This is a genomic window from Parasphingorhabdus sp., assembly GCF_036964565.1.
In the GTDB taxonomy this organism is placed as follows: Bacteria; Pseudomonadota; Alphaproteobacteria; order Sphingomonadales; family Sphingomonadaceae; genus Parasphingorhabdus.
Genome location: NZ_JBALTN010000008.1, coordinates 53,116 through 73,337 on the forward strand (window position 1 = coordinate 53,116; position 20,222 = coordinate 73,337).

General features: G+C 50.6%; 17 protein-coding genes. 8 read left to right on the plus strand and 9 right to left on the minus strand.

Features of this window, described 5'->3' with window-relative positions; all coding sequences use genetic code 11:
* Positions 1-86: 86 nt before the first annotated feature.
* From V7650_RS12370 to V7650_RS12405, 8 genes are all read left to right on the plus strand, one after another.
* The gene (locus V7650_RS12370) at positions 87-1,085 is read left to right on the plus strand and encodes an HlyD family efflux transporter periplasmic adaptor subunit (RefSeq protein ID WP_335656556.1); all 999 of its coding nucleotides are present in this window, start codon (positions 87-89) and stop codon (positions 1,083-1,085) included.
* Positions 1,082-2,821 carry an ATP-binding cassette domain-containing protein gene (locus tag V7650_RS12375; RefSeq protein ID WP_335656557.1) on the plus strand — a complete coding sequence of 580 codons (1,740 nt, stop codon included), beginning with the start codon at positions 1,082-1,084 and terminating at the stop codon, positions 2,819-2,821. Before V7650_RS12370 ends, V7650_RS12375 begins: the two co-directional genes overlap by 4 nt.
* Positions 2,822-2,859: 38 nt before the next feature.
* Complete coding sequence (locus V7650_RS12380) at positions 2,860-3,963, plus strand: ABC transporter permease (protein WP_335656692.1); 1,104 nt, start codon at positions 2,860-2,862, stop codon at positions 3,961-3,963.
* A 5-nt stretch (positions 3,964-3,968) separates the two neighbouring features.
* Positions 3,969-5,072 (plus strand): ABC transporter permease, encoded by a 1,104-nt coding sequence (locus tag V7650_RS12385; RefSeq protein ID WP_335656558.1) that lies wholly within the window; start codon positions 3,969-3,971, stop codon positions 5,070-5,072.
* Between the two features lie 127 nt (positions 5,073-5,199).
* Entirely contained in the window at positions 5,200-5,964 is a 765-nt protein-coding gene (locus V7650_RS12390) for an AraC family transcriptional regulator (RefSeq protein WP_335656559.1), read from the plus strand.
* Positions 5,965-6,059: 95 nt separating this feature from the next.
* Positions 6,060-6,944: a sterol desaturase family protein gene (locus tag V7650_RS12395; RefSeq protein ID WP_335656560.1), complete on the plus strand. Its 885-nt coding sequence runs from the start codon at positions 6,060-6,062 to the stop codon at positions 6,942-6,944.
* Positions 6,941-7,615: a class I SAM-dependent methyltransferase gene (locus V7650_RS12400; RefSeq protein WP_335656561.1), complete on the plus strand. Its 675-nt coding sequence runs from the start codon at positions 6,941-6,943 to the stop codon at positions 7,613-7,615. The genes V7650_RS12395 and V7650_RS12400 overlap by 4 nt, the downstream gene beginning before the upstream one ends.
* Positions 7,616-7,819: 204 nt before the next feature.
* Positions 7,820-8,554 carry a hypothetical protein gene (locus tag V7650_RS12405; RefSeq protein ID WP_335656562.1) on the plus strand — a complete coding sequence of 245 codons (735 nt, stop codon included), beginning with the start codon at positions 7,820-7,822 and terminating at the stop codon, positions 8,552-8,554.
* A 101-nt stretch (positions 8,555-8,655) separates the two neighbouring features.
* On the opposite strand, the gene V7650_RS12410 is transcribed toward V7650_RS12405, so the two are convergent.
* The 9 genes from V7650_RS12410 to V7650_RS12450 all read right to left on the minus strand — a co-directional run bounded on the left by V7650_RS12410 (position 8,656) and on the right by V7650_RS12450 (position 20,038).
* Positions 8,656-9,939, minus strand: coding sequence for a hypothetical protein (locus V7650_RS12410; protein ID WP_335656563.1), 1,284 nt, complete (start codon positions 9,937-9,939; stop codon positions 8,656-8,658).
* Positions 9,940-10,180: 241 nt separating this feature from the next.
* Entirely contained in the window at positions 10,181-10,906 is a 726-nt protein-coding gene (locus tag V7650_RS12415; RefSeq protein WP_335656564.1) for a lysophospholipid acyltransferase family protein, read from the minus strand.
* Between the two features lie 296 nt (positions 10,907-11,202).
* Positions 11,203-11,877, minus strand: a complete 675-nt coding sequence (locus V7650_RS12420; protein ID WP_335656565.1) for a type 1 glutamine amidotransferase domain-containing protein — start codon at positions 11,875-11,877, stop codon at positions 11,203-11,205.
* The gene (gene arcC / locus V7650_RS12425; protein ID WP_335656566.1) at positions 11,874-12,830 is read right to left on the minus strand and encodes a carbamate kinase; all 957 of its coding nucleotides are present in this window, start codon (positions 12,828-12,830) and stop codon (positions 11,874-11,876) included. The genes V7650_RS12420 and arcC overlap by 4 nt, the downstream gene beginning before the upstream one ends.
* A gap of 3 nt (positions 12,831-12,833) precedes the next feature.
* A complete protein-coding gene (gene argF, locus V7650_RS12430; RefSeq protein WP_335656567.1) occupies positions 12,834-13,835 on the minus strand; it encodes an ornithine carbamoyltransferase in 1,002 nt (333 codons plus the stop codon).
* Positions 13,836-13,874: 39 nt separating this feature from the next.
* On the minus strand, positions 13,875-15,104 hold the full coding sequence (locus V7650_RS12435; protein WP_335656568.1) for an arginine deiminase: 1,230 nt from the start codon (positions 15,102-15,104) through the stop codon (positions 13,875-13,877).
* Positions 15,105-15,258: 154 nt separating this feature from the next.
* Positions 15,259-16,701: a YfcC family protein gene (locus V7650_RS12440; protein WP_335656569.1), complete on the minus strand. Its 1,443-nt coding sequence runs from the start codon at positions 16,699-16,701 to the stop codon at positions 15,259-15,261.
* Between the two features lie 19 nt (positions 16,702-16,720).
* On the minus strand, positions 16,721-18,118 hold the full coding sequence (locus V7650_RS12445; protein ID WP_335656570.1) for a hypothetical protein: 1,398 nt from the start codon (positions 18,116-18,118) through the stop codon (positions 16,721-16,723).
* 345 nt (positions 18,119-18,463) lie between these two features.
* Positions 18,464-20,038 (minus strand): oleate hydratase, encoded by a 1,575-nt coding sequence (locus V7650_RS12450; RefSeq protein ID WP_335656571.1) that lies wholly within the window; start codon positions 20,036-20,038, stop codon positions 18,464-18,466.
* Positions 20,039-20,222: the final 184 nt, after the last annotated feature.

Consider the following 20,222-nt stretch of genomic DNA (forward strand, 5'->3'; position numbering starts at 1 on the left):
TTGCGGCCTGACTTCGACGCGAACCAAATATATGTTCAAAATTTAGCGCAGATCAAATTCTCACTGGAGTTAAACACGGTAGACCAATGATAACGAGAAACCGCATATATGCGCTAATAGCTCTTTTGATCCTAATCGCGGTTGGGACTTATGCTTACTATATACTCCGAGACGATCACCAGACTGATGGGCATATTGTTCTATATGGCAATGTCGATGTCCGCCAAGTTAACCTGGCATTCAAAGTTCCCGGCAGGCTTCGTGCAGTCAATGTCGAAGAAGGCGACACTGTTAAGGCCGGAAAGCTGATAGCCATTCTTGAACCGCAAGATTACGAGGACGACGTGAGTTTGTCGCAAGCCAGAGTCCGCGGTCAGGCGGCACAATTGGCAGCACTGCAAACGGGAACCCGTCCTCAAGAAATTGATCAAGCCGCTGCCATTCTAGCCGAAGCAAATGCCTCCCTCTCGCTTGCCGAAAACACCCTGAAACGTCAGCAGTTTTTGGCGGACCGTGATTTTGTCTCCCCGCAAGGCCTTGAAACAGCCCAGACCGAAAGAGCCCGCGCCGCTGCCACAAAAGAGGTTGCGGAAAAGGCATATAAATTGGCGCGCATAGGGCCCCGCTCCGAAGACATTGAACGGGCCCAGGCTGCGCTTAGCGCGGAAAAGGCGGCGTTCAACCTATCTGAACGACGGCTAAAAGATGCCAATCTTATTGCACCATCAGACGGACGCGTGTTGACAAGGGTGAGAGAGCCCGGATCGATAATAGGCGCCGGAGAAACAATAGTTTCTGTATCATTGGTTTCGCCGGTCTGGGTGCGCGCCTTCTTGGCGGAACCAGACCTGGACCGCGTCAAACCTGGAATGAAAGCAGAAATCCAAACGGATTCCGGCGGGATTTATACTGGAAAAGTCGGATTTATTTCCCCAGTTGCTGAATTCACGCCCAAAACAGTGGAAACGCCAGAACTGCGCACGAGTTTGGTATACCGTGTCAGAATCATGGTTGAAGATCCCGGCTCACGTCTCAAACAGGGCATGCCCGTCACGGTCATTCTAAAACCTGCGGCCAGACAGTGAAGCATGACACAGCACTCGTTACGATAAGCGATCTCTCCAAGCAATTTGAGAACGATAATATTCCCGCGATTTCGGATCTTACGAGTCAAATTAAACCGGGAAGAGTGACGGGTCTGGTTGGACCAGATGGTGCCGGGAAAACAACTCTCCTGCGCCTCATTTCTGGTCTTTTGCGGCCGAGTGAAGGCAAACTGGAAGTTTGCGGCTTTGATCCTTTAAAGGAGCCCAATGCGGTTCACGAGGTTGTTGCCTATATGCCCCAGCGCTTTGGCCTCTATGACGATCTTACTGTCTTTGAAAATCTCAATTTGTACGCTGATTTGAGGTCAGTAACCGGGCCGCAGCGCGCTGCCACTTTTGAGCGACTGTTGGAGTTTACTGGTCTGAGGCCGTTCACAAAGCGCCTGGCAGGCGCATTATCTGGGGGAATGAAACAGAAACTTGGGATCGCATGTGCTTTGATCAAAACGCCTCGCCTGCTTTTGCTCGACGAGCCAAGTGTTGGTGTCGATCCTTTGTCACGGCGGGAATTGTGGCAAATGGTCTACGAATTGGTCGATCAGGGAATTGGTGTGATCTGGAGTACAGCCTATCTGGACGAGGCGGAACGCTGCACTTCAGTCATGCTGCTCAATGAAGGAAAACTTACATATGATGGTCCGCCGGACGCACTTACGGACCGAGTTCAAGGACGAGCCTTTCTCTTAAGCAACATAGGAGGAGACAGAAGGTTAGTACTAGCCCGCGCTCTGGAAAACAGAGCTGTTTTGGACGGCGTCATTCAGGGGCGAAATATTCGTATCGTAACTGCAAAGGGAGCGATAACGCCTTTGCCATCGGATTTATCAGCAGGCGAAGCCGCTTTTATGGCTTCCACACCGCCTCGCTTTGAAGATGCTTTCATGGACCTCATGGGCGGCGGCCAAAAACAGCCCTCGCCCTTTTTGAAATTACAATCGACTAATGTGCACCAAAACGAAATTGCCGTTGAAGCAATGGGACTAACCCGCCGTTTCGGTGATTTTACGGCCACAGACAACATAAGTTTCGAAGTGAAACGCGGGGAAATATATGGTTTGATAGGACCCAATGGAGCTGGCAAATCGACCACCTTCAAGATGCTATGCGGTCTCTTACGTCCCTCGGAAGGTCTTGCACGTGTTGCCGGTATGGACTTGCAGAAGGCACCGAGCAAAGCCCGCGCACGCCTGGGTTATATGGCGCAGAAATTTTCCTTATATGGTGATCTGAGTGTGAGCCAAAATATGGACTTTTTCGCTGGAATCTATGGGTTGACTGGGAAGAAGCGCCGTGAGGCGATCGATAGGCTCGTCTCGACTTTTGGCCTGGATTCCTATTTGGAAACAAACGCAATCATGTTGCCATTGGGTTATAAGCAGCGACTTGCTTTGGCATGTGCCGTCTTACACGAACCTGACGTGTTGTTTCTGGATGAACCGACGTCCGGCGTTGATCCCCTGACGCGCCGGGAATTCTGGTCACACATTAATGCGATGGTCGCAAATGGCGTTACCGTCGTTGTAACCACACATTTTTTGGAAGAAGCAGAATATTGCGACCGCATGGCGCTAATTTATCGCGGACGAATGATCGCTGCTGGCGCTCCCGATGAGCTGAAAGCCAGTGCACGTTCAGAAGATATTCCAGAGCCGACACTAGAAGATGCTTTCATCGCGCTGGTGGAAAAAGACGACCGCCAGAGAGAACAGACTTGAGCCGCCGTTTTTTCCCTCTGCCAGTCTCCATGACACGGATGGTCGGGCTAACCCGGAAGGAAACTCTTCAAGTTTTGCGGGATCCCAGCACGATAATGATTGCAGTCATATTACCTCTCCTGCTGTTGTTTCTATTTGGATATGGCGTAACATTTGACCCCCGATCATTTAATGTTGGCTTAGTGATCGAACAACCAACGGCTGAAACAGGAAGTTTTAAGGCGTCTCTAGAAAATTCACGATTTTTCCAAGTGGAAACCAGCCGTGATCGGCGCTTCTTCGAACAAGATCTCGTCGCCGGTCGTCTCAATGGAATCATTATACTAAGAGAAGATTTTGCGCGGGTTGTTTATCGTGCCGATACAGCGCCGATACAGGTCATTGTCGATGGTAGTGATCCCAACACCGCCTATCTTGTTAATAATTATGTACAACTCCTCTGGGCGAACTGGCTTGAGCAGGTGTCTATCAGCAGCGGTCAGTCGCGCGGGCCTCCTCTCGCCAGTCTTGAACCGCAAATATGGTATAATTCTGAAGTCTCCAGCAAAAATTATCTAGTCCCGGGGTCGGTGGCAATCACGCTGACGATGATAGGGGCATTGTTGACAGCGCTGGTAGTTGCGCGCGAATGGGAACGGGGGACCATGGAAGCATTATTGGCCACGCCCATTGGCATTACTGAACTCATCATCGGAAAAATTATTCCCTATTTTCTACTCGGACTGGGTTCGATGGTCCTGTCGGTGATAACTGCAATTTTGGTTTTCGACGTTCCTTTCCGGGGGTCATTCTTGCTGTTGCTTCTTACGTCATCCGTATTCATGCTTTGCTCGCTAGGGCAAGGGCTTTTGATTTCGACTATAACCCGCAATCAGCTGGTAGCGGCACAAGTGTCGATATTGAGCGCGTTTCTTCCAGCTTTCTATTTTTCAAACTTTGTATTCGAAATTGACAGCATGCCCTGGGCCCTGCGCATGATCAGTTATGCCGTACCGGCGCGTTATTTCGTTTCAAGCCTGCAAACTTTGTTTCTGTCAGGCGATGTCTGGTCCGTCATTGGGCCTGATCTCATTGGTCTGGGGCTTTTTGCCGTGCTAATCTTTGCCATAACGGCACGCGTCACACGAACGACGTTGGATTAGAGCAGATGTGGCACCGTATTTTGGCTCTAATCATCAAAGAATTGTGGACCAACGCGCGCGATCCCAAAACCCGCTGGGTGGTTCTGTTCTCCCCTCCCTTTTTGTTGCTCATATATGCTTTTGCCATAACGCAAGATGTCAGCAACGTGCCGATTGCCATATATAATCAAGATATGGGCGTTGAATCACGAGAACTCATTGGCAGGCTGGATGGTTCTAACACCTTCAGCAAGATTGAATATCTACAAAGCTCAGCGGAAATCATCTCCACGATAGAATCCAAAAGTGCGGCGATGGTTATTCAGTTTGGTCCAGACTTCTCGCGTAAACTGGCGGCGGGCGACGACGTAAATATCCAAATTATTATGGATGGTAGGCGTTCGAACACGGCACAGATACTCATAGGTTATATCGCGCAGATATTAGAAAGCTATAATCGCGAACGGTTGGCCGAGCGCGGATTTAGCGCTCCAACCAAGATCGTCTCTCGCACCTGGTTCAACCCAAATCTAAAACCAATTTGGTCAGCAGTTCCTTCCCTTTTCGCCGTTATGACCGCCATTGTCGGATTTATGATCTCAGCTCTCACTATTGCGCGAGAACGCGAAATGGGTACTTTTGAACAATTGCTGGTATCTCCTCTCAAGCCGCTAGAAATACTCATTGGCAAAACTGCGCCAGCATTGCTCATCGCTATTACAAGCGCAACTGCCATGTTAGTCCTTGGGACGCTCGTTCTTGACGTTCCGGTAAGAGGTTCGCTGGTGCTGCTTTATCTATCGATGATCATCTATCTAGCCTCCATCATCGGTATCGGCCTGTTTATCTCTTCTCTCGCCGCCACGCAGCAACAGGCTATCGTCGGCTTGTTTGTTTATATGGTGCCTGCTGTTCTAATTTCTGGCTATGCAACACCAGTGGAAAATATGCCGGATTTTCTCCAATGGATCGCAGAAACCAATCCCATCCGTCATTTCATCGTTATTTGCAAAGCTGTGTTTCTCAAGGATGCGCCGCTGCCAGTTATTTTTGATCATAGCTGGCCCATGGCGCTGATCGCCATCACTACGCTTAGTTCAGGCGCATGGCTGTTCAGACGACGGATATAGATTATATCCGACTTGGCTTTGACGAAAAGGGTGCTATTCAGGTGATACGCGAAATGAGAAAATTTGTTCATACGGGATGGCTCATTCTATGGCACGACGACGTTGCAGCCCGTGAGTGGATTCCACCGTGGCGAATATTTGCGAAATCGATAGCAATGGACGTACGGTGAACCGTGTGGCTGCATCTTGGTCTGGCGCGATGACGCTTGGGGTTGGATGGGCCTGGCTTGATGCCCGGATCGGTGACAATCGTCCGCACCGGCACATTGCCCATCAAATCAGCGTTGCGATTGACGACGAAATGGAGATCCAAGGGAGCATGGTGACTCACCTAGCATGCGGTGAGGCCATGTTGATCCCTGCCAGTATGTGGCACAGCATAGGACCTGTTGGAACTGCCGTCCGAACGATTTATTTCGACCCGCTGTTGGAAGGAATTTTCGACCTTGATGCTGGGCGCGAAATCAGGCGACTGCTGAACGATGAATCGCGGGAATTAGTGGCAATCAAAAACTCCGAGGAGGCTAAACTGTGGGCTATGAAATATAGCCGCCGAAATGAAGCTGGTCCGATCGACGGGAGATTGGCGAACGCACTTCTGGGCAATGAAGCGATCACCTCGCCGCGCATGCTAGCAAAAGCCTTGGGGCTTTCTGCATCGCGCTTGCGAGAAATAGTTGTCCACGATTTTGGCGTCCCGCCTACAAAGCTCGTTCAATGGCTTCAGCTGCAGCGTGCTATCGATGCACTGAGCACATCAAATAATCTGGCCGATGCTGCGGCCGCAGGCAATTTTGCCGATCAAGCGCATTTCACACGCCGCCTTGTAGAATGGTTCGGCGTTACACCGTCCGCAGGCCTTAGTTCGTTGGACATAACGATAGTTCGCTGAAGGACAATCATTCGCGGAATACGTCCGTTGAAACGTTCAAGACTTTGCATCTCACTGATGCCAGAAAAAGGCTCCAACTTGATGGAGTTCTGCCCATGTTCCTGTTCAAAATATTCTATGCTCCCACATATTTTCTTAGTTTCCTAGGGGGTGCCATCTGGGTCATTACGTCGAATCACTCTCCGCTGTGGCTAATTGTCCTGTTACTCTTAGCGATTGCAACATCTCTCGTGGCTGAAAGGATTGCGCCGTTTGAACCTGTTTGGAATCGCGCTCATGACGATGGCGCGCGGGACATCGCCCATGCGGTCGTGAATGAGGTTTCGATCATCGTTCTGGTGCTCATACTGCCGTTATTTGCGAGTCTTGTCCCATGGCCTTCGCTGTGGCCCTCAGCCTTACCGTTCTGGGCGCAGTTGATGTTGGCGGTTTTCTTGTTGGATGCAGGTATCTCGCTCGCGCATTTTGCGAGCCATCGTCTTGCTTTTCTTTGGCGCTTTCACGCTGTCCATCATTCGGTTCAACGGCTTTACGGTTTCAATGGTCTATTGAAACACCCAGTACACCAGCTGATTGAGATTTCGGCGGGAGCGCTTCCGTGGCTGCTGCTTGGTATTCCCGGAGACATTGCAATAGTTGGCGCATTCGCCGTGGCAATCCAGCTTCACTTGCAGCATTCGAATGTTGACATGCGCGTAGGTCCGCTCAGGTTTCTCTGGGCTGTGTCACCCGTGCATCGGCATCACCATCTTGCCTCCGAAAAGCATGGCGATGTCAATTTTGGATTGTTCCTGACGATTTGGGACATCGTGCTCGGCACCGCGCGCTTTCGGAGCAGCAACGAAATTCGGGCAGGTGCGGTCGGGATAGACGGCCGCGCGGATTATCCGACAGACTATCTGGCGCAACTTGCCGAACCGTTTCGCACTCTGCCGCCCGCACCGACCCGCGTGAAGGTAGATGGGGGAGAGCCCAAATGACCAACCAGCAAAAAAGTCCGGATCAGAACTATACGCCAGCTGCAGGCCATCATCTGCTTACACCGCTTTATGATCTAGGCGTTGCACTAACCACACGTGAAACGCTCTGGCGCAACAAGCTTATCGAATTCCTTTCCCCTCAAAATAACGATATTGTCCTCGATATTGGAGCAGGAACAGGCAGTCTCGCCATACTTCTTGCGCAACACAATCCCATTACAAGCTATTTCGGTATCGACCCCGATAAAGCAGCTATCGACATAGCGCAAACCAAGGCTGTGCGCGAAAACATCCATCCGACCTTCAAAGTTGCACATTTCTCAAGAGCCGAGGTTTCAGACTGGCCGATCCCAACAAAGGCCACCTTGTGTCTTGTCCTCCACCAGGTTCCGTTGGGCGAAAAAAAGCGCCTGCTTCGGGAGATACGTTCCGTGCTCGGTGCTGGCGGACTGCTTTTCATCGCCGATTATGGTGAACAGCGTTCATGGTTCATGCGCAAGCTTTTCAGGATGACTATCCAGAAGCTTGATGGCGTGTTGGACACCCAACCCAATGCGGATGGTGCGCTCATCCCTCTGATGACCGAGGCCGGATTTGCGAATGTCGAAGAACTGGCATGCTTCAACTCAGTCACTGGCTCTATCTCGATCTTGCGGGGGACCGCATCCTAACGGGCTATGCCATGAACCACAAACCCAACCGCTATTCAAGAATATCGCTATCATGGGCGCATCGCTTTAATTTTATGACAAAGGGCCGGGCCAATTTGCAATTGACCGTTAGGGCAAATAACAAAGTGCCTTTATGGATGGAAAGAGAGCGCAAAAACGAAATTTGCAAAACTATACAAGATTATCACAGTCGGCATTTTGGGTATGTCAGCGCCAGCCCTTGCCGAACCGACGGAAGTGGTGGTGCGGGTTATAAGTCAGGACGCCAAATTTGTCGGTGATCAGATGGGCGGAGCCCGGATTGTGTTGCGCGATGCAGAAAGCGGGAACGTACTGGCCGATTGGATAACGGCCGGCGGCACGGGGAATACCAGACAAATTATGGAATCGACGGGGCGAAGCCCGATGCGCGCCACGCCAGACGCCGCAGCGTTCTCCACGCAGCTTGATCTGTCGCAACCCACGCGCGTAACGGCGGAAGTCTTTGGTCCCTTGGCTCAGATGCAAGCCAGCAGTCGGGTCACGTCACAACGCTGGATTGTTCCCGGACAGCCCGTTACCAGCGGAGATGGTTGGGTAGTCGAGTTACCCGGTTTGGCCGTCAACATTATCGCACCACAACCTAATACGCACAGCGCTAAGGGTAGCCGAACAATCGAGGTTATGAGTTCAACCATGCTCATGTGCGGCTGTCCGATTACCAGCGGTGGCCTTTGGGATGCTAAAGACTATGAAGTTGAAGTCACGGCCTATCAAGTCGGCCGCAAAATCGCCAGCGGCAAGCTTGATTTCATTGAAGCACCGGGCCGTTATGGAGGCGATTTTACCTTGCCTACAAGCGGCGTCTATGAGCTGATCGTATCAGCACGAAACACGCGGACCGGAAATGCAGGGGTTGACCGAACCAGCGTCATTATCCCGGAAATCAACAACGATTAGGTTATATTCAACCACCGGGTATATCGTAATTGTCAATTGTACATCACGTATGCTGCAAATATCTGCCGGGAGGTTGAAATTCCTATGTTATAAATTGGTCGTTAGTTTGGTGTCTCCAGTACAGGCGCGAACCCGCCGCCCGGCGTCCGCATATTGGTCGTTTGCCCTTGGTACAAGCGCGCCGCAATCAACAACACGTTTCCCTCATAAGTATAAAGCCGCACATCGATCTTCATCTCCAGCATTTTGCCATCGCGCTCGACACGGCGGAAACTCGGCGGGGCATAGGTCTGAGCGATATAGTTTCCAGCGATGATTTGGGACCAAACCTTGCGGGTCAGCTTGGCTCCACGATAGGCGGCCTTACTGCCATAGCCGCGCGCCGGCTTGAAGAACAAATTGCGGCGATCGGCCCAAAGTGCGTCCGCATTATCACCAGTGACGAGCACAGTTTTGGGAACGGCAGACTTGAGAATCTTAGCCTCCCCTGCCACCAATCCCGCTTGAGCAAGTAACGGGGCATCGGAAAGCAGCGCAAGATTGCGTTTGTCGGCAAACATAGCATGCACATGCGGGTTAGGTGTGACGACAACCTTTCCGTGCAAATAAGCGTTCCTGAGCGCTCTATGGTCCGGTTCGTCGAGCGTAAAATCGACCAGTCGATTATAGACAAGATCGATATGAACCCCGTCAACTGATAGTCCGTCATCAGAACCCACTAGCGTTTTCGGGTCGGCAATGATTGCTGAAAAACCGTGCTTTTCTAGCACCGCCTTTGCCAGCAACAATTCTGGATAGAGATGCTGCGTTTCGGGCTCATCATCGACGATGGCAATTACCGCCGGACGCCCGCTGCGTCTCTGGTGCTTCCACTCACTCTCAAACATGGCGACGATCTCGAGATCAAAATCCTGCTTTGGCCGGGATGGATCGATACCCAAACCCGCCTCGAAGCAACAGACCCGTTGGGCCTTGGCGAGAATAGCGTTGAGAAACGCACCACCCGCATTCGTATTGACTTCAATCAGAACGGGCCCGGCTTCGGTGAGATGAAAGTCATAGCCCATCAGCGCGCCAGCGGGCCCAAAGTCTGCGGCAGAGATATCCGGCGCCCATTCGAGTGCTGCAGCACGAAACGGCGGCAGCGCGACAGCCGCTTCAACAGCCTCGACGACCGCCTTCATTGCCGCCATTGTTTCGAGTGACATGAAGACCGGCGAGTTCGCAAAAAGATAGGGGTGCGAGGCCGCCAAGCTAACGCCGAAACCTTCCGAGCCGGCGTTTTCATCTAGTATTTTTACCAACATTTCTTGGTCAAGCGTAATGCATGAACAGGCCGCATTTGCATGCTGAGCACCATTGCGTATCTCCGACCCTGTTTTCATTCCATTCCTTCGTTTGATGGTGAATTTGGTGGCCCATAGACTATGACATTTTCCATGACGAGTGGCCAGGCTCCTGCACAAATATGCTGTACTGGCCGTCCAGAGTACCACAGGAACTCATTGCAAAAGGTTCGCTAGACGGAGGCCTTAAGGCTATTAGTATCGGAACTACACAATATTACAGCATAGCTTTTTCTAGATGGAAATTTGGGTTTTGCTGGTTATTTAACTGTCTCGTTTCTTATTTGATGTCAAAATGATAGTCGATGATGGCCTTCTCTGACTCCATCAAAGCGGTGGTCGTTTTCATGAAATCTCGCGAGTTTAGTTTGGGATCGACGGGTGCCGCAAAGGCTACAGTGATGACGCCCGGCCGCAACGGGCCACCGCCAATCCCCCAGAACGAGCCAGAATTTACAACCATGGGGATAGAAGGCACGTCAAGCAACTTGTAAAGCAGCTCGACGCCGCGTTTAAACTCGATGGGCGCACCGACGCGCTTGCGTGTCCCTTCAGGAAAGATGAGCACGGAGCGCCCCGCGGCTACAGCTGCCCGGCTTTGATCCACCATCTGGCGTAGAGCATTGGCGGCGGCGTCACGATTGATCAGTATCATCGGTGAACGCCGCAAATACCAGCCCATAACAGGGATACGCAGGAGCTCGCGCTTGGCAACAATTGCGACATCTGGAAATAAAACCAACGCGGCTAGGGTTTCCCACATCGATTGATGGTTTGAAATGATCAGGCTAGGCCCTGATGGACCGCTCTTTCCGTTCCATAATACGTATTTTAATCCCACAATACCAGAAAGCATAATAAGTATACCGCGCGCCCAGAACCTTGAAAGCATCCGGATGATTTTGGGAGGTGAGCCGCTCAGCCAGAGGAAGGGAATAGCTAATCCAAACAGGGCGGTCCATAGCGCCCATGCTATATAAAATATGATAGAACGCACGGTACCCATATAAAACCTTTGGCATTAACCGAGGTTACAACCCTCATGCCCTAAAGACGCCGCAGCGAAACTTTCGTTACACCGGGAGAGCCAACGGGAATGGAAAACTTTTATGCCCGACATTGGCAGATAATTTTCCGGAGCTGTAGTCACCGTGGACACAAACACATTTGCTGTGAAAAATTGTCTCGTTTGTATAATCGGTTGCAAGTTCCAGACGGAAAGCCAGATCGATTTCCAGTACATTTTTGCATTTTGAAACAATCGAAATATTAGCTGCAGTGAACTTTGCAAGCTTGTCTATCTTACAGCAGCGACAACAACTTATGGGCCGCGTCTGCGGAAGAGGCCGGATTCTGGCCGGTCACGAGTTTCTCATCGATCACTACAAATGACTCCCAATCGTCGCCTTTCTCATAGCGGCCACCATTTGAAGCAAGCATATCCTCGACGAGGAACGGTACGATATCAGTCAAGCCAACAGCCGCCTCTTCTGTGTTGCTAAAACCAGTAACACGTTTGCCCATAACCAGCGGTGTACCATCCACGCTTTTGGTGTGCTTGAATATAGCGGACGCATGGCAGACGGCACCGATGGGCAGGCCGCTGGCGGCGAAACTCTCGATCAGGCGTTTGCTGTCGGCGTCTTGTACCAAATCCCACAACGGGCCATGTCCGCCCGGATAAAAAATGGCGTCAAAACCCGTATCGCTGACCTGAGCCAAGATCTCGGTCTCAGCCAGTGCTTTTTGCGCATCCTTGTCGGCTTTAAATCGCTTGGTCGCCGCGGTTTGTGCATCTTCTTCATCACTTACTGGATCAATCGGCGGCTGTCCGCCCTTAGGCGAGGCCAGGATAATATCCGCGCCGGCATCCTTAAAAACATAATAGAGGGCGGCAAACTCCTCAAGCCAAAAGCCAGTTTTTCTGCCCGTTTCGCCCAGCGTATCATGTGAGGTCAGAACTATGAGTATCTTCATGAGTATTTCCCTTTTTTGTCTGTGTCACCCCATTCAAGTGCAGGGCCATCGGCAGCAATAGTTGTCCCTGCATATCCTCCAACAATTGCCGCTAAATTACTGAGAGCGCCTATGGCCGCCTTTCGTCCGGTCGCGCTCACAAACATCTGAGCTGCATCGACTTTCGGTCCCATTGAGCCAGCAGGGAAATCGTAAGCCCCAATTCCATCGACCGTCGCACGACGGATTTCGCGTTGTGTCGGCCCGCCCCAATCTGAATAGGCGGCCTCGACATCGGTTGCCATTATATAGAGATCAGCATTGAGCTTCCTTGCCAGAAGTTCGCTCGCATAATCTTTATCAATTACGGCCTCAACGCCTTCAAGCTTGCCCTCGGTATTTTGCACAGCAGGAATCCCTCCCCCACCGGCACATATCACAATAGCACCTTTTTCAATCAACCAGCTAATAGGTTCAATCTCGAGGATTCTGACAGGCCGGGGGGACGCCACAACTCGCCGCCACCCGTTCCCGTCCTTCTTTACCCGCCAACCTTTCTCAGCAGCAAGCTGGTCCGCTTCGCTCTTTGCATATACAGGGCCAACAAATTTTGTTGGTTCTGCAAATGCTGGATCATCCGCATTAACCTGAATCATCGTCAAAACGGTGGCAAATTGCTTGCCGTTGGGCATAAGATTGGCCAGCTCCTGCTCAATCATATAGCCAATCATTCCCTCTGTTTCCGCGCCAAGCACGTCCAATGGAAAAACTTCATCAGGCTTGTAAGCCGAGCCTTGCAACGCGAGAAGGCCCACTTGAGGCCCATTACCATGAGTTATAACTAGCTCATGTTCAGCGGCGATCGGGGCAAGCGCATTGGCGGCAATCCTGACATTTTCACGTTGATTTTCTGCTGTAAGGGCCTGTCCTCGCCGGAGCAGTGCATTCCCGCCTAGGGCAACTACTATGCGCATGACCTATGCTCCGATCGTCGAGACAAGGATTGCCTTGATGGTATGAAGCCGGTTTTCAGCCTGATCAAATTGGATGCCTGCAGGTGACTCAAAAACTTCGTCTGTAACCTCCATTTCAGTGATCCCGAATTTTTTGAATATGTCTTTGCCGATTTCGGTCTCATCATTATGAAAAGCGGGCAAGCAATGCATGAACTTGGCGGCGGGATTGCCGGTGGCGTCCATCAAAGCTTTATTGACCTGATAGGGCATGAGCAGCTTGATGCGCTCGGCCCAGACATCCTCTGCCTCTCCCATTGAGACCCAGACGTCAGTACTGACAAAATCACAACCCGCAACGGCCGCAACCGGATCCTCCGTAATAGTCAGCCGGGCGCCCGATTTTTCGGCAAACTCTCGTGCCGGTTTGACATATTCGTCGGTCGGCCAATTCGCTTTCGGTGCGCCAATCCGCACATCCATGCCCATCATGCATCCTGCAATCATGAGCGAATGCCCAACATTACTGCGCCCGTCTCCGACAAACGCATAGGAAATTTGATTCAACGGCTTACCTCCATGCTCTAGCATCGTCATGAGGTCGGCAAGCATCTGGGTTGGATGAAACTCATCAGTCAATCCGTTATACACTGGTACACCGGCAAATTTGGCAAGCACTTCTACTGTATCTTGACCAAAGCCGCGATATTCTATCGCATCATACATGCGGCCCAGCACACGGGCGGTGTCCTTCATTGTTTCCTTATGGCCGATGTGAGAACCTGATGGCCCGAGATAGGTATATCCGGCGCCCTGATCCATCAAAGCAACTTCAAATGCGCACATTGTCCTTGTCGAACTCTTTTCGAAAATTAGGCATACATTCTTACCCTTGAGATGTTGATGCTCAGTCCCCGCATATTTCGCACGCTTCAGATCGCGTGCCAAATCCAGCAAATACTGGACTGCTTTTTCGTCAAAATCGAGCAACTTCAGGAAGCTGCGACCTGCTAAATTATATGGCATTTATAGTGTCCTCAAAATGGAGTTAAGTGATCAACCTGTTCAAAATTCTACTGGGTCGCGCCAAACCGGACAGGTCATGCAATGTCCGCCGCCGCGGCCGCGGCCAAGTTCAGAACCTTTCACCGTGATAACTTCGACGCCTGCTTTGCGAAGCAAAGTATTGGTCGAAGTGTTTCGGTCGTAAGCGATGACGACCCCTGGCTCGATTGCCACTACATTGTTACCGTCGTCCCATTGTTCTCGCTCTTGCTGATAGGCATCGCCTCCAGTTTGCACGATATTTAGCTTTTTAATGCCAAGGGCTTCGGCGGCGATTTCGAAGAGATGCTTATCTTCTGTCCTGAAATCGATTTCATTCGGCTTGTCGCCAGGCCTCAAACTGTAGCATTGAATCTGATCGCAGACTTCAACAAAGGCAGTCGCGACGTCTCTGTCGCAATGGGTAAAAACAGTGTCCAAATGCATTGAACTGCGCGATCGCGGCATCTGGCAGGCAACAACGCGTGTAGCGACATCATTTTGAAATAAGGAACGCGCAACTTGCCCGACTGCTTGTGGGGATGTCCTCTCGCCCATTCCAATAAGAACCGTTCCGTCACCCCAAGGCATGACATCACCTCCCTCAAGAGTTGCCGGACCGTGGTCGGTGTCAGGGTCTCCCCACCATATTTTAAAGTCTCCCTCTGAAAAAGCTGGATGAAAACGATAAACCGCTGCGACCAAAAGGGTTTCGGGTCGGCGGGCTGGCCAATACATTGGATTCAGAGTCAATCCCTTTCCTATCCAGCAGCTATTGTCGCGCGGAAATTGCGTATTTGGCAAGGGCGGTATTATGAATCCGTCAACGCCCAAATAGCTTCCGAACATACCGTGCACTGCAAAAGGAACATCATGAACAGCGATGCCTCCAATTAGAAACTGGGCCAGCTGATCAGCGGCAAGCTCGTTCAACCAAGCCCGAAGTTCGCCAATCAGACCTATTCCCACCTGATCCTCTGTAATGCGACGATCAAGGACCCACGCGCGCGCCTCAACCTTCTTCAATATATCCCGTAAAAGCTCGCTGAATTCGTAGACTTCGACGCCTCTATCAGTCATTTTCATTCTGAAATCGGCGTGATCGGTTCGCGCTTTTTGAACCCACAATACATCATCATACAGCAGCCTTTCAGCATTTTCCGGGGTTAGCCGCGAATGCGCTAAACCTGGTTGGCAGGTTATCACCTTACGAAGCTTACCAATCTCTGAGTGAACACCAAATCCGGTCATGACTAATTTCCTTTTTTCGTTTTTTGAAAATGCAAAAATTCAATCCTAAAACTATTCGTTTGAGAATCAGAAAGTACCGCGAAACTCGTAAAGCCGTTCTCAAAGTCTTCAGAAAACCAACTGACGGCATCTGTTTGTCCAGAATGGACCAACATCAAGCGGCTATCACGGAAATGCTGAGCCCTGCCATGATGAGTACAGTTAGCAGAACCAAAAGCGGCCACATAAAACGAAGCCACCGGTTGTAGGGGACCCCGCCAATGGCCAGCGCGCCCATAACAACTGCAAAGGTTGGATTGATAAGATTTACAAGGCCATTGGCCGATTGATACGCTGTCACCACTAATGAGCGATCAACTTGGGCAAAGTCTGCCAGAGGAGCCATAATGGGCATTGTAAGCACCGCGAGACCTGAGGATGACGGAACAAAAAAGGATAAAACCAATTCTATCCCAAACGACACATTCACAAAGCCCACGGGGGAAAGGCCGCTGAGAAGGTCCGCGCCAGCGAATAATATCGTGTCAGTTATCTTTCCGGCGTCCATGATCACAACAATGCCCCGGGCGATGCCGATGATAAGCGCCACACCTAATAAATCGCGGGCGCCGCTGACGAACGATCCGGTGAATTTTTCTTCACCCATCCAGGTGACCAAAGCCACAACAATGGCAGCGAACAGAAACAGGGCAGACATTTTGTCCATCCACCAACCTTGGGAGGATACACCCCAGATCATCACAGCGAATGTTAATATGAAGATGCCCAAAACAGCGAATTGAGACCACGACAGATTGTCGCTGTCGGTTTCCGTCACTTCGTCTGTTGAAGGCGTATCAACTGGCGAAGCCAAGTCTGCCAGAATCGATTTTGACGGATCCTTTTTGACACGGGCAGCATAGCGCATGACATAGGCCACACACGCTGTCCAACCTAGGACAAGCAATATGGCTCGCAAGGCCAAGCCATCTGTGAACGGAATACCAGCGGCATTGGATGCAATCACGGTGGCAAATGGGTTGATGGTTGAGCCCAGAACGCCAATGCCGGCACCCAACAATATCACAGCAACCGCAACGACCTTGTCATAGCCCGCAGCAATCAGCACCGGGATAAGCAGCGCATAAAATGCGAGCGTCTCTTCAGCCATCCCAATCGTCGTGCCCCCTACAGCAAACAGCGCCATCAATATGGGGATCATCAAAATTTCATGCCCCTTTAGTCGCTGCATGGCTCGTGCAATGCCTTTCTCAATTGCCCCTGTGCTGTTCACGACGCCTAGAAATCCACCGATTATTAGCACGAATAGGGCGACATCAATCGCACGGGCTTTCCCGGTATCAGAATCGTAAAAGCCTCCAATTGGGGCTAGAAAAACATCAACGACGCCTTGGGGGTTGGCCTCAACAGGCTTGTAGGAACCGGGAACCGGAACCTCCTGTCCCAGTTCAACGCTTTCAATTCGGTCATACTGGCCCGCTGGAACGACCCAACTTGCAGCTGCGGCAAGGGCAATCAGGGCGAAGAGGATCGTATATGCGGTTGGGAATTTGAAAGATCTGGTTTTTGTCGGAGCTCTATCGGTCTTGTCGGTCATGTTGAAGCCGCCTATTTTTTTAAAATGAAACACTCGCATAGAGCATGAAATGAGCCCATGTTTTGCTGCCGCCAGTAAATTGCTTGGCCCCGTCTTGTGGCACCAGCACCGCAGCAGCAGCCGACAGGAACAATCGTTCTGAGGCTTGCCAATCGAGCCAAAGGTCAAATTCGTTACCAAAAGCGCTGTCTGTGACACCTAGTTTTTCAGGTTCGTCCAGTGTGAAATTCAGCCATGATCCAGTCAGCGAAACCTTGTCACTTAACGCCGCAGAGCCCTTTATCATGTGAGTTTTCTGATTTGAGTTTCCGAATATCCAATTCCCGGCAATTTCGCCCTGATACCATTGGCCATAATCGGTGAAGCCATATGCCAGCGGAATAAATTCTTCGTTCTGAGGGGTGTTGGGGTCATCGCCGCTAACAACCGCATAGCGATATGTAATTGTCGGCGTGAACGGCAGACTATCGACCGTATAATCAGTCTGTAGATACCAACCCTGGCCGCGGTAAAAAGCGGCGCCGCGCTGCTTCGCATATTCACCGGACAGCTTGAGTTGATCGTTGACATTGACAGAACCGCGAACGTCATAAGTCTTCAGGTTTTCAGCTGTGTTTGCTAAAAGAGGGTCATCAAAGTGAGCCACCTGGATGTATGTCGCGCCAATCGAGAAACGGTCCGGGATGCTATATTCAGCATTAACCCCTCCGACATGGGCCTTAATTCCGCCACGGCCAGGATTGTTGCCGAGATAAAAACCCTCTACCTGCAGGTTATCATATTTCACCCGCACCAATGCACTGTTTCTGGAAGCACTCCGCGCGCCGAGATAAAAACCGCCTCGATCGCCGCCGTCGCGCCCCCCATCCTTGACCAGAAATCCGGTACCAATCTGATAGTCAAAATCGCCGCCGATCACCTCGATAAAGTCATCGACGCCCAATTCAGTTTTCCATCCAACATAGAGCTTCTCCAATGTTGTCTTACCCGGATCGTTGAGGCCTGCGGCGAAACCGTCCGCACTTTCCCCATAGGTTTTTGTGCTGACCACGGAAGCCGCAGCAGACAGCTCTCCTCCAAAAATATCTTTCACTTTGAAGTATATTTGCGGTTCGATCGCAAATTCCGCCCAGTTTTTGCTATCAACACCAATATTGGCTTCGGGCTCGCCAAACCAGGAATTGCTCTGAACAAACAACACCGAAGAGGCATCAATGGCAACATCAACCGATAATTCTTCGGAGTCATAGACGTTCACTTGCGCAGCGGCAGATGCAGAATTGATAACCAAACCTGCCAACAGGAATGGTAAACTGCAAATGAAGGCCGTCTTGGATGAGCCTCGCGAATGGCTTTTTGGACCTGAGCGTCGGCTAGAGCGTAGTGGAACGACGACATGATGGGCTAATGGATACATATTGAGCCATTTCCTTATAGACTGCGGACATGCAGCTGCGAAGCAGCGGCTGCGGAAACATTCTTCGAACAATACTATGAAGGACGCGAAGAAATGCGTTTCATTACAGTCCGTCTGCGCCGATCCAATGAAGTTGAAGGCCTAGAGGCTTTCCGAAGCTAGCCAGCTGGTTAAGATGCCCAATGATTTGGCTCATTCCTACAGCGGTTGAATAAAGGCAATCATCCCAATGATCTTAGTTTATAGGTCAAGCAATTTTGGACTGAATTACTGCCCACAAACAGGACTGGTTTGGAATGTTCAATGCATATCAGAGTTTAACCAGGCAATCCTGGATATCCGGCCCTATTTGAAGGACTTGATTACGGCATCAATATTGACCTTCAGAGATTTATCGTGGTGGCGGATTGGCGGGATTTCCATCTCTATATCCATGAGTTGGTACACGGCCATCTGGGCAGCTCGGATAGAATATTCAACTGTAAAAACTACATCTTCAGGTACTTCTACAAACTGGCTTACAAATCCGAGGTTGCTGGATATTTTCGGGACTGGGAGCGGACGATCGGTCAACGCCCGCGGCATAAACATGCTGGTAATATAGGGCATCCGGCACGGAATACAGTTTGCGTTTTGGAAAGTCGTATTCATATCAAAGTTGAGATGACCGCAAAGTTCCCGAAGTATATCTTCTCCGGTACACTCGGACATGGGTTTCGCTACAAAATCGCCTATCCGATCAGGGTGCAATGCATAACCCCAAAACACCTGAATATTATTCGGCTGATTGATGAAATGTGGCTGATGGGCCAACACAACTGACATAAGCCAATTGGAGTCCTTGAACGTAACCAAACCACCGGTGCCAGCCTTATTGCCAGAAAAAGCCTCCATCTGATCAAAAAATGATGGGTCTTTCAGCGTCACGGTAAAGGAAGCCCAATAGGACTCCGGAATACTCGAATTAAATGCCGCAGGATTGCCAAAATCCGGTCGGCCTTCGGCCAGTTTTTCCCAAAGGGCCCAGCCGCCACTATCGGCTTTTGTTAGTTTATCGGGAGCGCTTGTCATCGAGCCAAGGCTGGAGGCATCGGTCATTGAGCCATTTTGGAAGATGACGATGTCATTTTCATTGACCGCGATGGATTTCTCCGCGCCGTCTTGATTTAGCTTGATATCAGTAACTGTGATCATGGATTTGTCAGTTTTGAGCGAGACGTCTGTCACCATAGTGTCGTGAAGAAACCGCACATCTTTTGCCTCAAGCCAATTTAAAAGCGGGAGGACGAGTGAGTCATATTGATTATATTCGGTGCGCTTCACGCCCGCGAGCGTTTCAATTCTTGAAAATTCTTTCATAAACCTATGGAGGTACCGCCGAAATTCAACAGCGCTATGCCAAGGTTGAAAAGCAAAAGTCGTCTGCCACATCTGCCAGAAATTGGTCGTAAAAAACGCCGGGGAAAGCCAGTCTGTTATAATGCTGGTCCCGAGCGTTTCTTCGCTTGCTTGCGTCAGTTTTAGCAGCTCCATCCGGTCTGACATGCTAAAGCCCATGGAACTGACATCCAAAATCGAGCGATTATGATCGACCAGTCGTGCCTTGGAATGCGCTTTCATCCGCAAGTTGAAGGCGATAGTTTCATCATAGACCGATACGTCCGGATCTTGAATTGAGGGAATCGTTTTGAAAAGTTCCCATGTGCATTCATAATTATCGGTTGTGAGCATTCTGCCGCCACGTATTACATACCCTTTTTCTGGATCCCCAGCGCCATCTAGGCTTCCTCCTAAAACAGCCATTGCCTCAAAGATGGTTATATTTGCGCCTGGCATGCCGCCATCCCTAATCATGAATGCAGCAGCAGCAAGAGACCCTATCCCGCCGCCAACAAGATACGCTTTTTTATCTTTAACCATTCTGCTTTCCCTTCGATCAAGTCAGCCGCGTTACATATTTCACGGCATCAGCTGGACAAAAACAAGGACGCGAGCGGCGGTACGATATTACACTATTTTCTTAATCGCTGCCTATTGAGTTGATGAAGCATTTTGGTCAACACCACCCACGCTCCTATCGAACACCAATTTTTACGATAACATA